Origin of the sequence: Neptunomonas sp. CHC150, assembly GCF_030397555.1 — a bacterium.
GTDB lineage: Bacteria > Pseudomonadota > Gammaproteobacteria > Pseudomonadales > Balneatricaceae > Neptunomonas > Neptunomonas phycophila.
The window spans coordinates 270,140-285,763 of sequence record NZ_JAPNXU010000012.1; the positions used below are offsets into that span (position 1 = coordinate 270,140).

A 15,624-nucleotide genomic window follows, 5' to 3' on the forward strand; every position below is an offset into this window, starting at 1 on the left:
CCAGGAGAGTCAACGGCTGGCCTTAGTGAGTGCATTATGCAATACGCTTAATGACGTTCTATGAATAACGGTTCTATTTGTAAGGGAGTTCCTTGTTGGCTTTTTTCGTAGTCGGGCAATACATCCATGCTGGGCCATAGCCCACTGCTTAAAGCATCACAGTAACCTTCAGTAAGCAAACAATCCCGCATGGCTGTCTGGGTTTTTCGATAAGGGTAAGCAAGTCGATGCCACTGAGCATGAACGCCAGTATGGTCTGGCGTTAGGACTAAATACCAGCATTGTGTGGTGCCGTCGTTGGCTGGCATTCCTATTACGCCAGCATTTAGCCAGTAGCCATGGGCTAGGGAGTCTCCAAAAGGTAGGCCGCAATGGCCACCAATAACAACATCTTTGCCTGTGGCTGTTAATTGTTCCTCTTTGATATGGGATGCAGTGCTTTTAAAAACGAATTCGTTTATCTGTGTGGTGCTGCCGTGTACGGTGCGAAAGCTGAGTCCGTTCATCGAAAAGTCGATGGCGCTTGGTAAAGTTTGCATCCAACGGCGGTTAGTATTGGATATGTGTTGGTTGGCAAAAGCATACCAACTAATTGAAAGCAAAGAACAACTGCTACCTTCCGTAAACCCGCAGCCACAGTCAGGTGCTTGTTGAGCGATGGACTCTTCGCAATTCCCCATGACAACCGGAATACCCCATTCACGGATAATAGTGGTAGTTTCTTCTGGATTGGCGCAGTAAGCGACTACATCCCCGGTGCATATAACTCGGTCTGAAGGTATCGATAACCGGCGAGCTTCTTCTTGAATAGCTAACGTTGCTTCAGCATTGCTATAAGGGCCGCCAAAAATGAGCACCGGCCCTGTTAATTCTCCTAAATCCTGAATCATCGGGAGCGGCCTCCCCACCAGAAACAGAAGCAGCCTAATGCGGGTACTAGCAATGACAACCACAGCAACTTGGTGTATTTGTGGGCTTCACCTAGCAACGTCGAATAGCCAGATGATTCAGTAAAATAGAGTACAGCGGCGGCTATTGCGATTACAAAGCTGGCAACATAACTCCAGACAGGAATGTCGGTGCGTTTGCCCCACAAACTGAACAGGATGACCGGCACAAGGTACATAGAGGCGGTGCCACTAACGGCTACTGCGCTGAATAAATCTTTATTTCCCAAAAATACTAATGCTAACCCAAGTAGCATAAACACAGCCATAACGATACGCCCGTTACGGACAGAGGGGGCTGTCACTTTCATATCCATGACCAATAATTTAGCTGAACTGGATAAGGTGCTATCCAGGGTCGACATAGCTGAGATTATTAGTGATGCGCTTAACAATAGCATTGGGTAAGTGCCTAATAACCGAGTGAGAGCTTGGTTCATATCTTCGCCTGTAATGGCGTTTGCTCCGGCAATCACCCCTAAAGATCCAAAGGCGACAATGCACAGCATGCTAATCCAACCGGCATGCATAAAGCTGCGTCGAGTCGTGTCACGGTCGGCTAAAAATCCACGATCCATCATTACCGGGTCATGCATGGGGTAGCTCCAGACCTGCAGTAACGCGACCAGTAATAGAATAGGGCCTGGTTGTGAAATATCGAATGGTTTAAAGCTAATGAGATCGAGTGTGTAGTGGCCGCCAAAAGCTACCATCAGAAGTAACAATCCTAGTACTGCAATAAAGGCGATCATTTGAAACAAGTCGGTGCGTAAGCTGGCATGCAGGCCACCTAGCATGGAGTAGGCTAAAGTGATAACGGCGACCGCTATAATAGCCAAGGTATAAGCTTGGCTGCCCGCTGCGCCAAACAGTATGCCGATAACCAGTAAGTTAGCGAATACCTCGCTGGTTAGCCGTACACCAATAACAAGGTTGTAGCATGATGTTCCCCAGCGCCCAAATCGGTTAGCTAGAAAGGTTTGTACGCTGTCAAAGCCTTCTACAAAGCGAACGTGCTCGACGATTTTAGCGCCAGTGAAAAATGATAAATAATAGGCGGTATAGGCGAGAGTCCCCCAGATACCATAATAAAACCCTAATATGGCCGCATTCAGTAGTGATCGAGCAAAGATCCACGTTGTTACCTGAGAAAAAACTAAGGTAATTAAAGAGGGGGCTTGCCCAGAAGCCGACTGGCCTAAAAAGAAGCCGCTTGAATGATTCGACTTTCTCGATAGTAGCAATGAAATGACCGCCACAAGGGCAATCACAGCAGGTAGTTGGTAGTTCATTCTAGACTCCAAGAAATAACTGGGGATTCAAAGCGTGACGGTAAGCGTGATAAATCGTTTGGGGTATCAACATCCCACAGTAATTCGCCTTCCCAGCATGACCACTGCAAATGCTTGAGGCGATTGAGTGTTATATTCGCAACGGCATCGGTACTCCAGGGGATATCGCTAAATAGGGATGGGTGCCATTGTTGGATACCTAACAGCGAGTAGCCGCCGTCTTCAACGGGATAAATAACCGAGTCATGCTGCTCCAAAGCGGAGGCGGCAGCTAACAAACGTTGAGTGGTTAAGGGTGGGCAATCGGTTCCAGTTAGAATGACGGAGCGACCTTTATCGATGATTCGTTTGGCTGTAGCGGACATTCGTTCTCCTAAATGCCCGTCTACTTGCTGAGTTAATTGAATACGTGAATCAGTTATTAGCGATGACCAATATGGGTGCTCCATATCCGGTGTGACGCATAACTCGATTGATTCAAAGGATGTCGCAAGCGCTTCTTTAACCGCATTTTGAAGCAATAGGTCAGCCAAGTGAGCAGCGCCTTTTTTACCGAGTGCCGGTATGAGGCGAGTCTTGGCTAAACCTGGTTCGGGAGCCTTAGCGAAAATGACCAGTGTGGTGTCGCGTGTAAGGGATGGGGGTTTCATCGGTATTGCTCCGCTAGGGTTTCAGGGCTTTCTCCTCGCCAATAGGACCAACGTAACTTCCACATTAGCGCAATAGTTTTCCAGCTCCCTCGCGAGTCCCAGCGCCGACCTGACGTCGTTACTTTATGTTTAACACAATAGGGAGGGGCGCATTGTTTAAGCTGTTTTGAAATCTCGATGTCTTCCATTAAAGGTTGATCCGGGAAACAGCCAACAATCTCAAACAATGATCGAGACATAAACAGTACTTGATCGCCCGTGGCTATATGCGTCAACCGCGAACGCCAGTTCATCATAAAAGCGATGATTGGCAATAGGCGAGATTGCCCTTCAATTTTTACATCAAAGCGCCCCCACGCTAGTGTTTTCTGCGAGAGTAAAGCGACCATAATGTGATCGGCGTTACTTGGTAGGCGTGTATCGGCATGCAGAAATGCTAGGTATTGTGAGCTCGTGGCGCGCGCGCCTGCATTCATTTGCTTAGCGCGGCCAGCGGCCGATGTTATGACCCTACCACCGGCGGATTGAATGGCAGCAGCGGTTCCGTCTCGGCTTCCTCCATCGACGAATAGTACCTCATTACCTCTTTCAGCGTAGGGCTTCAGATGGTTAATAAGGTCATGAATGGCGTTAACCTCATTGAGTACTGGGACTATGATGGCAAGGTTACGGCTTGTCATTGAGCCTCCAATCATAGTCTAAAAACGTGATATCGATTTCGCCACTGATAACGCGGCCTTTTTGGTCGTCGGTAAGCCCAAGCGATGTGCGATAATGTGTTAGAAATTCAGCTAACGAGCGTGCGCCTTCCCAGCCTTTTTCAAAGTCTTCACGGTACCATTTAAAAATGGATGACACTTCTAATCGTTCATCGCGCAGGCGGTTGCGGCTCTGATCGGCAAGAAATAACTGTGTTTGTTCTTCTAATTGCGCATCTAACTTATCGGCTGTATAGGCTTCCGCCCTGAGCGCTGGGCAACCAATGCTGGCGCAATTTACGGCAAAGTGAATACGTGGATCATTATAGCGAGAGGATCCACGAATTAAGGTATGCTCGATGTTATCTAGCGAGCGAGTTTGCTCTAAAAGTGGTATAAATTCTTGTTTCCAAGGTGATTTAAATAACCCGCCTAGATCTTTGATTGAATCAAGGTTAGGGTACTGGCTCAAAATTAACTGAACTGTCCACGCGTTGTAAGCATTGATTAAAAAAGCGAGTTGCTGATTGTTTGACCACTGATCAAAATCACTTTGCTTAACAGCAGATAAGTGATCAAGATAGCGTTTTAGCAAAACGGCTTCTTGTTGAATAGCGCGGTAATCGACTTGGGTTGCATGGCCATCATGTATGTTAATGACATGTGATTTAAGCAAGCTATTCCAAAGCTGGTGATCAGGCTCAGAGGCTTCAGCGTAAGGAATAACCCAGCTGCTGATCAATAGCGCGATAACGCCAAGTATTGGTTTGCTTGAGGATGAAAGAGTCAGGCTTATAGAGCGCATTATGAACGCCTCCAAGCATGATATCTTTCTAGCCAGTTGAGGATCGTTTGTGGGGCGTGCGCTCGTTTCCATTCACCGGCAGCATATTTGTTGGCTTCTGCCCAAGTGGGATACGCATGAATGGTGCCTAGGATTTTATTAAGACCTAAGCCATGCTTCATGGCTAGAACAAACTCGGGCAATAAATCGCCCGCATGCGATCCGGCTATGCATACGCCTAAAATTTTATCTTTCCCCGGTTCCGTTAGTACCTTCACGAAGCCATCTGTTTCACTTTCGGTGATAGCGCGATCTAAGTCGTCTAGTTGATAGCGAGTGACTTCCACTTCAATACCTTGCTCAGCGGCCTCGGCTTCACTTAAACCAACGCGGGCTATCTCGGGATCAGTAAAGGTTGTCCAAGGAATGACGCGGTAGTCGGCTTTAAAGCGCTTAAATTGCCCAAACAGTGCGTTAACGGCGGCATACCAAGCTTGATGGGCAGCGGTATGCGTAAATTGGTAGGGGCCTGCTACATCACCGACTGCATAAATATTCGGGTAGAGCGTTTCAAGATATTCATTAGTTGTGACTGTTCGGTTGGTATCAATCCCCAGTTCTTCTAGCCCATAGCCAGTTAGGCGAGGTTGGCGGCCGACAGCAATGAGTAGCTCATCAAAGGCGATTGGTAACTCAATACCGTTGTGCTCAACAATCAAGTGTTTCTCGTCGTTAACAACTTCGCAGCGGATGGCATTATGTTGCGTTAAGATTTGTACGCCATCGTTAGTCATCGAATGAGCAACTAGCGAGGCAACTTCATGATCTTCGCGCGGTAAAATACGCTCTCCTCGCTCAACTTGAATAACCTGTGAGCCTAATCGAGCAAAGCTCTGGGAAAGTTCGCAACCGATAGGGCCACCGCCTAGAACGATTAATCGTTTAGGTACTTCATCGCGTTTAGCAAATTCGTCCCATAATGTATCACTGGTCACATAGCCTGTGGTGTCTAAGCCTGGTAGAGGAGGTACAAAAGGTCTAGCTCCTGTGGCAATAACAATGCTGCGGGCGGTTAAGCGTTCAACATTGCCTTCGTTATTCGTGATTTCTACCGTCCAAGGGTCCAGCATTTTTGCATAGCATTGCTTAACATCTACGCCTAAATCGGTGTAACGCTCAACGCTATCATGCGGCTCGATAGCGCGAATGACGTCATGGATTCTTTTCATGACCGCGCGGAATGAAAATTGTGGTGTGCTGCTTTCTAAACCGTATTTTTCTGCATGCTGGATGGTGTGAGCCAGTTTGGCGCTTTTGATAAGCGCTTTGCTGGGAACGCATCCGAAATTTAAGCAATCTCCGCCCATTTTATGCGCTTCAACCAATGTGACTTTGGCTTTAACCGCTGCCGCGATGTAAGACGACACTAAACCACCGGCACCAGCGCCAATCACAATTAAATTACGGTCAAAAGAGCTTGGTTTATTCCAGTTGGCATAGACACGGCGCTTCTGAAAAAAAGTTGCTATTTTTTTACCGATTAAGGGAAAGACACCCAATAACGCAAAAGAGAATAAAAGAGCAGGGGATAAAATGCCTGATAAAGAGTCAATATTGGCTAACTGTGTGCCTGCATTGACGTAAACAACAGTGCCCGCCAGCATACCTATTTGGCTAACCCAATAAAATTGGGTCGCTTTAATGCGCGTTAAGCCCATCAACAAGTTAACGAGGAAAAACGGAAAGATAGGAACCAATCGCAACGTGAAAAGATAGAAAGCACCATCGCGCTCGATACCTTCATTGAGAGTGGATAAGCGTGACCCAAAACGTTTTTGTACCATATCTTGTAAAAGGTACCGAGATACAAGGAAGGCCAATAGTGCCCCAATACTAGAAGCGAACGAGACTAACAACAGACCCGTTGCTAAACCAAATAATGCGCCACCAGCTAAGGTTAAAATGGCGGCTCCAGGTAATGACAGGGCTGTGACTACGACATAGACACCAAAAAAAGCGCCAGCGGTTAATAGAGGGGACTCGTTACGCCATGCTTCAAATTGTGCCAAGCTGCCTTTGAGGCTCTCAAGGGTAAAGAAGTGGTGTAAATCAAAAATAAAAAATAATGCAGCTAGCACCAAAATAATGCTAAACAATAAACCTTTCTTCATGGGTAAAACTCCTAAAGTGCGCCGCCGCAGCTGCTGCCTTGTCCTGCGGTGCAGGCGTAACAATGATCAGCGATACGAATGTGCGAGTCGTAGTTATCTTGTGCGAGTAAATCGTTTAAATGCTGACGCTTTCCGCCTAAATTTAGCTCGAGTTGTTGGTTGAAGTCGCAATCGTAGAGATAGCCCTGCCAATCGACACTAATCATGGAACGACACATGACGCCCGGTAAATTAGCGGCTGCAAAGTTATCTTTAAGCAGTTGCATGTAGGGCTCAAATTGACCTTTTGAAATAAGCATAGATCCAAAGCGCTTAATTGGCATATTGGCGATGGCAAACAGCTGATTAAAAACGATGCCAAAGTGAGCCATCAGCTCTCGCTTAAAATCGGCCTCTAGAGCGGTTTGATTGGGTGGTAGTGAAGCACCCTGTGGGTTGTAGACGAGATTTAAGTTAAGCCCAGAATCTGGTTTTCCGTAGCCTAAAGAGTTGAGTAGCTGTAGGCCAGCTATGCTTTTGTCAAATACACCTTTGCCACGTTGTTGATCTACGTTTTCAAGGGAGTAACAAGGAAGAGACGCCACGACTTGAACTTTATGTTGAGCTAGAAACTCGGCGAGACCTTTTTGGTCCTCTTCAAACAACACTGTGAGGTTACAGCGGTCGATGACCTGCACGCCCAAAGCGGTAGCGCGAGAGACTAAATCGCGAAAGCGCCAGTGCATTTCTGGCGCGCCACCGGTTAAATCAAGAATTTTTATGTCATGCTTTTGAAGGACTTCTATGATGGTTTCGATGAGTTCGTCGGAGACCATCTCTGTTCGATTGGGGCCTGCATTAACATGGCAATGCACGCACGTTTGATTGCACAGATAACCAAGATTGACCTGTAAAGTTTCCAATCTATCGCGTTGTAATGGAGGAAAATCGGTCGCTTCAAGTAATTCTATCGTGCTTAACATATCAAATGGCTCCTATTCAGTAATCATACATTGAGCCCATCAGACAGGCTTTTCATGTATTAGTTATAGTAGTTAGTCGCTTGATAGTTGGATTCCTTACAATTTTTTTAAAAAAATTATTCGTCGTCATAACTAAATGAATGGATGAAGCGTTGGTCAATGCTATCTTTCCATCGCCATACCCAACGTCCTGCAACAGTAAATGGCCCCCAAGAGCCAATGGCGTGGCGTCGGCCGCTAGCGAGCAAGAAAAGTGAGTGTCGGCGAGGCTTAAAAGCTTTCAGTGTTAACGGCAGGGCTTTACCCGCAGAGCCCTCCAGCGAAGCTGCATTCGCTTTAATACAAGATAAAAGATTATGCGCGAGTATTGGGCCTGCTCTTACGGCATGAACTCCAGACCGTTTAAGGGGAGAGTTACGGCGACTACAGGTGTCGCCGGCAGCGAATACGGTTGGGTGAGAAAGGCTACGATGATACTCATCAACAGCTATATATCCATCCTCTGCAAGTTGTAGCTTTGTTTGGGTAAGCCAAGGCAGGGCACAGGCACCGGTTGCAGTGAGCACACAATCTACACCGCGCTGTATTTTGTCATTAACCATCAAACCTTTGTCTGAGGACTTGGCATGGCCTTTCAATACGGTTATTGATTGCTCTCTGAGTTGGCGATGGGTTAGCCAGCGCGTCATCCTAGAAAAGTTAGGCAAGACCCCCAGCTGGCCAGTTACCAGGGTCACTTTATTGTTTGGGCCGAGCTGCTTAAGACGAGCATTAGCAGCGAATGCCAGCTCAACACCGGCAGCCCCACCGCCTATGACCGCGAGTGTGACGGCGGAGTCTTTCGTTTGTGCAGTTGTTTCAATAAAAGTGTGCCATTGATCACAAAATCGAGCGAGCGGTTTAATGTTTATAAATTGATAAGCGCTCTGAGCACCATCGGACGCCGGTATAGACTTTACTCCGCTCCCTATATCGATAGATAGTAAATCGTAATGAACCGAGCTTGCATCGCTGAGTTGGATCGTTTGTGCGTCGGAGTCGATGCCAACGGCGTCTAATTCTACGAAGCGTATATCAGATCCTAATAGTAGGTTTTTAATATTTATCCGGCACTGGTCAATGGAGTAAATACCTTCTATCCATCCTGGTATCATCCCTGAGTAGAATTGCCATCGTTGAGGAGAAATAAGAGTCACCTTGCAGATGTCTGGCGTTTTCTGGAGTGTCGATAGTAGTTGCTGTAAAACGAATAAGTGCGCATGGCCTGCGCCTAGGAGAACGAGATGTGTCATGGCTTATTTCAAATTAATGGTTCCATGGCAGCTTATCACGAAAAACCATTAACAGGATAAGAGTGATGCAATGAGCTAACTTATGCTGTTAAGAAACCGCTCGCGATAAGGTACGAAGCCGCGGTGTTGATGGACAAGGATGGGACCAAAAAATAGCCGCACAGATGAGCGGCTAATAGCTATTTAATAATAGTATCGATTACTGCATAGGAGAGAGTAGATCTGGGTTAGTTACTAGGTTACGAACACCGTGAGCGTGATCTTCTTCGAAGGTATTGCCTTCACACCAAGTACCTACAGTGTTGATATCCACTTTAGCGACTTTTGGTCTTACGCTCCACGTGACTTGGAAGGGGGAGCCTGCTTCGTTGTATTTCGGCCCTGTTGTTGAGCCTGCGTACTCAATTGGGGTACCCGTGTTGTTAGGAATGTTGAGTGCTTGCTGATACCCATTGCTAACACTGTGCTGTGTTAACTCGCCAAAATCCAATGCTTTGTCGTCATTGACCAGAACAAATACTTGAGTTTCAACACGGAATTGAGGATTTTTGATTGAGTCGCTAAGGCAGGCACCAAGAGTTGCTCCAGGTGTAACTTGAGCGCTAGAGTGCACATAGTGAACTTCAATCGTATCGCCTGTTTGTAAGCCGCCGTGCTCACTACGACAAACCGCTTGGTTTAACGGCTTAGACTCACTCTTAGTTAACGTCCCCGAATAGACATAACCGGTTTGGTAGCCCATACCATCGCCATTACCAGCAAATTTAGAAAACTCACCGCCGGCATGCTCTGCATTTTTGTGCATATGGATATTACACAAGTTCATTTGGGTGTAAGCCGGGGCTTTATTGAACACTACAGGGTTTGTGCCTGCGGCCGCTTCAATATTGCGTGGTGATTGTGGGCCAAAGCCTTTGCCTTGGGTGTTTTTAGCAAGGTTAGCTCGTTGTTGAGCAACAATATCGTCCGAAACGTTGGTGTGATCATTAGAGAGCGCCATGACATTCATAGATAGAGCCGCCATTGCACCTGAGAGTAAAAAAACTACCTTTTTCATAATTTTCCCTATTTAAATACTAACAAGTTATATTTTTTACTTTTTTATTCGGAATATGGCTGGTGTAAAAACGAGAATTTAAAACTTGATTTGATAGTCAAGTAAATCCTATAGCTTCTTGATGCAGATAGGCTTTTTTAAATAAAAAGAAAAATCTGGCACATGTTTATCACTTTAAACAACCGTAAACCACTGTGCTAACACGTCCAATGAAGAGCACAGGTTATTGATTATCCTAATTTTTTTGTTCTTGTCTAGATATAAATACATTATGTATGGAAGGCGCATAGGTAGGATGTTTGCTGATCACGTACTTACACTCAATGAGAAAAGTAACAGGTAATTAAAAAGCTGCGCAATTGAGCAGCTTTTTAAAATAAATTTCTATCAATGAATTTTTTTCGCTAAATTTGCTCAATGTATTTTTTATTTAATTCTTGAGGAGTATTAACACCCAATAACCCCAGATCTGTGTGCAGTTCGGATTTTAATAATTGGATCGCATGTGCAACGCCGTCGTAACCTCCAATGGCAGCTGCGTAATTAAAAGGCCGACCAATAAAAGCGCAGTCTGCTCCCAGTGCCATCGCTTTAAGTATGTCTGTGCCGCGGCGAAAACCGCTATCAATCATCACTACCATGGAGCCACCCACGGCGTTTTTTATTCGCTCTAAAACATGGATTGGTGATATAGCGCCGTCTAATTGACGGCCCCCATGGTTAGATATAATGATCCCGTCTATGCCTAATTTTTTGGCAGTTAAGGCATCTTCTACATTAAGGATCCCTTTTAATATTAGCGGCTTTTCCCAGTTGCGACGGACTGTGGTAATCATTTCCCAGTCTAAGTGCTCTCGGCCAGAAAAGTCCCTATTTACGTGTTTTGCAATTAGTGCCGCGCCTCTTTGTGCATTAACATTTTCAAAGTGTGGCATTCCTTGTTTTACAATTGTACGCAGTAGTGTGCCCACAGCCCACCTGGGGTGAGTTACTCCATCCCATAACAAGCGCCAGTCTGGCTCTAAAGGGGTCTTGAAACGGTTGCGTAAATTATTTTCTCTATTTGGAACAACAGCGGAGTCAACCGTTACGATAATCGCTTTAAAACCAGCCTGATTTACGCGGTGTGTTAAAGCGACCGCATCGGTTTCCTCTTTAGGTAAATAGGCTTGAAACCAAGCTTGATCAGATTGTGCAGACACTTCCTCCATAGGAATCAAAGATGAGCTGCTCATTATCATAGGGATATTGTGGTCTTTGGCGGCGTTAGCTAGTTGTAAGTCTCCGCGATAGGCTGTTAAAGCTGATATGCCCATAGGAGCAATGCCAAATGGTGCGCTAAATGTTTGGCCGAAAAGTTTTATGGAGGTATCACGTTTTGATACATCCCTAAGAACATGAGGCACCCAACTCCATTGTTGAAAGCTCGTTTGGTTATTCCGTAGCGACAAGTTGGTTTCGGTTGCACCGCTAACGTAACCAAATAATGGCTTGGGGAGGTGCCGCCTAGCTGCTTCTTCGAAGTCATCTAAACAAAAAATTTTTGATAAATTCCCATCAAACATGGCGTTTCCCTTACATTGTAATTTTAGTTATTAGGTAAGAAATTATTTTTTCATGCATGATGTGTATGGTAAAACGAGTAAATATCATTAATCTCATGAGTTATTGTAATAATGAACCTTAAAAAAATAACCCCTTCGCTTTCTATGCTGATGGCCTTTGAGGCTTCGGCGCGGTTGGGGAGCTTTACCAAAGCAGCTCATGAGCTTTCTTTAACACAAGGTGCTATTAGTAGGCAGGTAACTGCATTGGAAGGCGCTTTAGATTTACCGTTATTCATACGCTGTGGGCGGCATATAGAGTTGACGGAAGTGGGGCGTAGGTATGCCCTAGATATTGCACCGGCATTGGCACGTATTAGAGGGGCTAGTACAAGAGCTTTGGCTTTTTACGGTGGGGAAGGAGGGCAGTTGAACTTGGGTGCGTTGCCCACTTTTGCTTCGCGGTGGCTTGTTCCAAAGCTGGCGAGTTTTTATCAGCAACACCCTAATATGGTTGTCCATATTCATTCTCGTATTGGTGAGTATGTGCTTCAAGGTACAGGGCTTGATGCGGCTATTAATGTAGGAGTAGAGCCATTTTCTGGATTGCTGTCGGAGCGAATCGTACCTGAGGAAATGATTATTGTGTGTAGCCCAAAGTTATTAGTGAGGAATCCCGTAAGAAGTATAGAGGATCTATTTTCCTTTCGACTTTTGCATATTATGGCTAGGTCAGAAGCGTGGCGCGAGTTAGCCACTCAATATCAAATAAACCCTAGGTCCGCATTAGCAGGTCCGCAATTTGAAACGACTATTCATCTTATACAGGCAGCCGTGTTAGGAATAGGGATTGGGCTGGTAGCTCGTTGTTTGGTAGAAAACGAGCTCAACAGTAAGGAGCTGGTGGAGCTACCTTTTAAGGGATTATCGGCAAAGCGAGACTATTGTTTACTGTATTCCCCAGACAAAGAGGGTCATCCAGTATTACAGGCGTTTAGAGCGTGGTTGGCTGATCAAATTATTGAGAGTCATTCATTATAAGACCTCTCTGCGCTTTATTGGCCTGAAATGATAAAGAGCCACCTATTGGGGCAGCTCTTTATCATCAAATATGATTTAACCAGTGGTTGGGTTAATCATTACTCAGCCGTGTCATAAGCGTCCATCGGCACACACGAGCAGAACAGGTTACGGTCGCCGTATACGTTGTCGATACGGTTCACCGTTGGCCATACTTTACCCATACGTACGAATGGTGCTGGGAATACTGCTTGTTCGCGGGTGTAAGGGCGGTTCCAATCTGAATCCACTAAATCGTCCATTGTGTGTGGCGCATGCTTGAGTGGGTTGTTTTCGGCGTCTAGCTCACCGTGTTCGACTTGGGCAATTTCGCTGCGGATTTGTGCCATGGCTTCGATAAAGCGATCGAGTTCGGCCTTTGATTCGGACTCGGTTGGCTCGATCATGAGTGTGCCCGGTACCGGGAACGACATAGTCGGTGCGTGGAAGCCGAAGTCCATCAGGCGTTTAGCGACGTCTTCTTCGCTGATACCGGATGCTTCCTTCAATGGGCGCAGGTCGATGATGCACTCGTGTGCGACGCGGTCATTGCGGCCAGTGTAAAGAACAGGGTAGTGCTCAGCTAATTTTTTAGCTAAGTAGTTAGCATTCAAAATAGCGTATTCAGTCGCTAGGCGTTGGCCCTCGCCACCCATCATTTTGATGTACATCCATGAGATAGGTAGGATACTTGCGCTGCCCCATGGTGCTGCTGAAACGGCACCATTACCGGCTTTCGGGCCACCTGAAATGGTTTGTACGGCGTGGTTCGCAACGAAAGGCGCTAAATGTGCTTTAACACCGATAGGACCCATACCAGGGCCGCCGCCACCGTGTGGGATACAGAAAGTTTTGTGCAGGTTCATGTGTGAGACGTCTGCACCGATTTCACCCGGTTGGGAGATGCCCACTTGCGCGTTTAAGTTTGCGCCGTCCATGTACACTTGGCCACCGTTATCATGGATAATTTGGCAAATGTCGCGGATTCCTTCTTCATAAACACCGTGTGTTGATGGGTAGGTAATCATCAAGCAGCTAAGGTCATCTTTGTGTTGCTCGGCTTTAGCGCGCAGGTCATCAACATCCACATTCCCTTTTTCGTCACACGCCACTACGACTACTTTCATGTCGGCTAGCGCAGCTGAAGCGGGGTTGGTACCGTGTGCTGATGATGGGATCAAACAGATGTTGCGGTGATGATCGCCATTGGCAAAATGGAAGTTGCGAATGGCTAATAAGCCCGCATATTCACCTTGAGCACCGGAGTTGGGCTGCATGCAGATGTGATCGAAGCCGGTAATTGCTTTCAACATCTCGTCTAGTTCGCTTAGCATCTGCTGGTAACCCGCTGCCTGATCCAATGGAGCGAACGGGTGAATATTAGCAAATTCAGGCCAGGTTACAGGGATCATCTCGGCGGTAGCGTTTAGCTTCATGGTGCATGAGCCGAGTGCAATCATGCTATTTGCCAGAGAGATATCTTTATTTTCAAGCTGCTTGAGATAGCGCAGCATTTCTGTTTCGCTGTGATAGCTGTTGAAAACAGGATGCGTCAGTATGGCTGATTGGCGAACACATTCGGCTGGGATTGAGTCACGAGCTTTATCAAGGGCTTCAACCGATAGGCCATGATCTGCACCAATGATGGTAGCGAATAAGTCTAGGATAAGAGCATCGTCTGTACGCTCGTCAAACGTCATGCCTAGCTGGGTATCATTTACTTTACGTGTATTGATGCCTGCATCCAGTAGCTTGCCGTAAACTGCGTCTCGGTTAGCACCTAAATCGATGGTGAGGGTATCGAACCAGGTACTGTTAACCAGTTTGATACCTTTATTTTCTAAGCCGCTTGCCAAAATATCCGTGTAACGGTGGATACGTTGCGCAATGGTTTTAAGGCCTTCAGGTCCGTGGTACGTCGCGTAAAAACCAGCCATGTTAGCTAGCAATACTTGCGCGGTACAAATGTTCGATGTCGCTTTCTCACGGCGAATATGTTGTTCTCGCGTTTGCATGGCCATACGCAATGCTTTTTTGCCACGCGTATCCACTGAGACACCAATAATGCGACCAGGAACAGAGCGCTTGTAGGCATCGCGAGTCGCGAAAAATGCGGCATGCGGACCACCATACCCCATAGGTACGCCAAAGCGTTGAGCCGAACCAAATACAACGTCCGCACCCATTTCACCTGGTGATTTAAGCATCACTAAGCTCATGATATCGGCAGCTGCACAGAACAGTGCTTTTTTGTCATGCGTTTTTTCAATGAGGCTGGTTAGGTCGATGACTTGACCGTGAGTGCCGGGGTATTGAGCTACAACACCAAAAGGTTCGTGCTCGTCTAATAAGGTGTTTAAGTCACCAACGATCACGTCATAACCTAGCGGCTCAGCGCGTGTTTGGATAACGTCGATGTTTTGTGGGTGTAGGTTTTCATCAACCAAAAAGAGGTTGCTGCGCTTCGCTTTAGACATGCGTTTGCACAATGTCATCGCTTCGGCCGCGGCGGTTGATTCATCAAGCAAGGAGGCGTTAGCTAAGTCTAAGCCTGTTAAATCTAATACCATCTGTTGGTAGTTTAGGATGGCTTCTAAGCGACCTTGTGATACTTCAGGTTGATAAGGTGTGTACGCTGTGTACCAACCTGGGTTTTCCAATACATTACGTAGAATGACGTTAGGTGTAATGGTGTCAGTGTAACCCATGCCAATCAAAGAACGATTGATTATATTTTTGCTCGCGACTGCTTTAAGGTAACCCAGTGCTTCAACTTCCGTCCGTGGAGTATCTAGTGGAATAGGGGTTTTCACTCGGATACTACCGGGTACTGTCTGATCAATTAGGGTATCCAGCGTATCTACGCCTAATTCGCTTAACATGGCATCGCGTTCGTCGTGCGATGGGCCTATGTGGCGTTCGATGAAAGCAGATCGGTTCTGCAGGTCAGTTAACGGACGGGAGGTTTCGCTCATGAGTATTGAATCCTGACTGGGTCTGATAGCCGCTGATTAGCGATACGAAATTGGGCCAATGATAGCGCAAAACCGCAGCCGGATGTATGGTAAAAAAGTAGAAATTTCCTATAGGAAACTTTTGTTTCCTGGAATTTAAGAAAGGAAAATTAGATCTGAGTTTGCATCTAGGTGCCTACTAATTGAATTTAAA

At 46.4% G+C, this 15,624-nt stretch carries 12 protein-coding genes; 1 reads left to right on the forward strand and 11 read right to left on the reverse strand.

Going from position 1 to position 15,624, the window contains the following annotated elements:
• Positions 1–47: 47 nt before the first annotated feature.
• From OW491_RS17105 to OW491_RS17150, 10 genes are all read right to left on the reverse strand, one after another.
• Positions 48–890, reverse strand: a complete 843-nt coding sequence (locus OW491_RS17105; protein WP_290037107.1) for a metallophosphoesterase family protein — start codon at positions 888–890, stop codon at positions 48–50.
• The gene (locus tag OW491_RS17110) at positions 887–2,239 is read right to left on the reverse strand and encodes a sodium:proline symporter (protein WP_178969005.1); all 1,353 of its coding nucleotides are present in this window, start codon (positions 2,237–2,239) and stop codon (positions 887–889) included. Before OW491_RS17110 ends, OW491_RS17105 begins: the two co-directional genes overlap by 4 nt.
• Entirely contained in the window at positions 2,236–2,889 is a 654-nt protein-coding gene (locus tag OW491_RS17115; RefSeq protein ID WP_215152256.1) for a TIGR04282 family arsenosugar biosynthesis glycosyltransferase, read from the reverse strand. Before OW491_RS17115 ends, OW491_RS17110 begins: the two co-directional genes overlap by 4 nt.
• A complete protein-coding gene (locus OW491_RS17120) occupies positions 2,886–3,569 on the reverse strand; it encodes a TIGR04283 family arsenosugar biosynthesis glycosyltransferase (RefSeq protein ID WP_075178352.1) in 684 nt (227 codons plus the stop codon). Before OW491_RS17120 ends, OW491_RS17115 begins: the two co-directional genes overlap by 4 nt.
• Positions 3,556–4,392 carry a DUF547 domain-containing protein gene (locus tag OW491_RS17125; RefSeq protein ID WP_290037109.1) on the reverse strand — a complete coding sequence of 279 codons (837 nt, stop codon included), beginning with the start codon at positions 4,390–4,392 and terminating at the stop codon, positions 3,556–3,558. The genes OW491_RS17120 and OW491_RS17125 overlap by 14 nt, the downstream gene beginning before the upstream one ends.
• On the reverse strand, positions 4,392–6,542 hold the full coding sequence (locus OW491_RS17130; protein ID WP_290037110.1) for a bifunctional TVP38/TMEM64 family protein/FAD-dependent oxidoreductase: 2,151 nt from the start codon (positions 6,540–6,542) through the stop codon (positions 4,392–4,394). Before OW491_RS17130 ends, OW491_RS17125 begins: the two co-directional genes overlap by 1 nt.
• 11 nt (positions 6,543–6,553) lie before the next feature.
• Positions 6,554–7,504 (reverse strand): arsenosugar biosynthesis radical SAM (seleno)protein ArsS, encoded by a 951-nt coding sequence (gene arsS, locus OW491_RS17135; protein ID WP_215152252.1) that lies wholly within the window; start codon positions 7,502–7,504, stop codon positions 6,554–6,556.
• A 116-nt stretch (positions 7,505–7,620) separates the two neighbouring features.
• Positions 7,621–8,796 carry an FAD-dependent oxidoreductase gene (locus tag OW491_RS17140; RefSeq protein ID WP_290037112.1) on the reverse strand — a complete coding sequence of 392 codons (1,176 nt, stop codon included), beginning with the start codon at positions 8,794–8,796 and terminating at the stop codon, positions 7,621–7,623.
• Between the two features lie 199 nt (positions 8,797–8,995).
• On the reverse strand, positions 8,996–9,853 hold the full coding sequence (locus OW491_RS17145) for a delta-class carbonic anhydrase (RefSeq protein ID WP_075178347.1): 858 nt from the start codon (positions 9,851–9,853) through the stop codon (positions 8,996–8,998).
• A 404-nt stretch (positions 9,854–10,257) separates the two neighbouring features.
• Positions 10,258–11,418: an alpha-hydroxy acid oxidase gene (locus OW491_RS17150; protein WP_290037114.1), complete on the reverse strand. Its 1,161-nt coding sequence runs from the start codon at positions 11,416–11,418 to the stop codon at positions 10,258–10,260.
• Positions 11,419–11,529: 111 nt separating this feature from the next.
• On the opposite strand from OW491_RS17150, the gene OW491_RS17155 reads away from it, so the two are divergent.
• Positions 11,530–12,438 carry a LysR substrate-binding domain-containing protein gene (locus OW491_RS17155; RefSeq protein ID WP_290037116.1) on the forward strand — a complete coding sequence of 303 codons (909 nt, stop codon included), beginning with the start codon at positions 11,530–11,532 and terminating at the stop codon, positions 12,436–12,438.
• A 98-nt stretch (positions 12,439–12,536) separates the two neighbouring features.
• Here the strand turns inward: OW491_RS17155 and gcvP are convergent, their stop codons facing one another.
• Entirely contained in the window at positions 12,537–15,431 is a 2,895-nt protein-coding gene (gcvP, locus tag OW491_RS17160) for an aminomethyl-transferring glycine dehydrogenase (protein WP_290037118.1), read from the reverse strand.
• Positions 15,432–15,624: the final 193 nt, after the last annotated feature.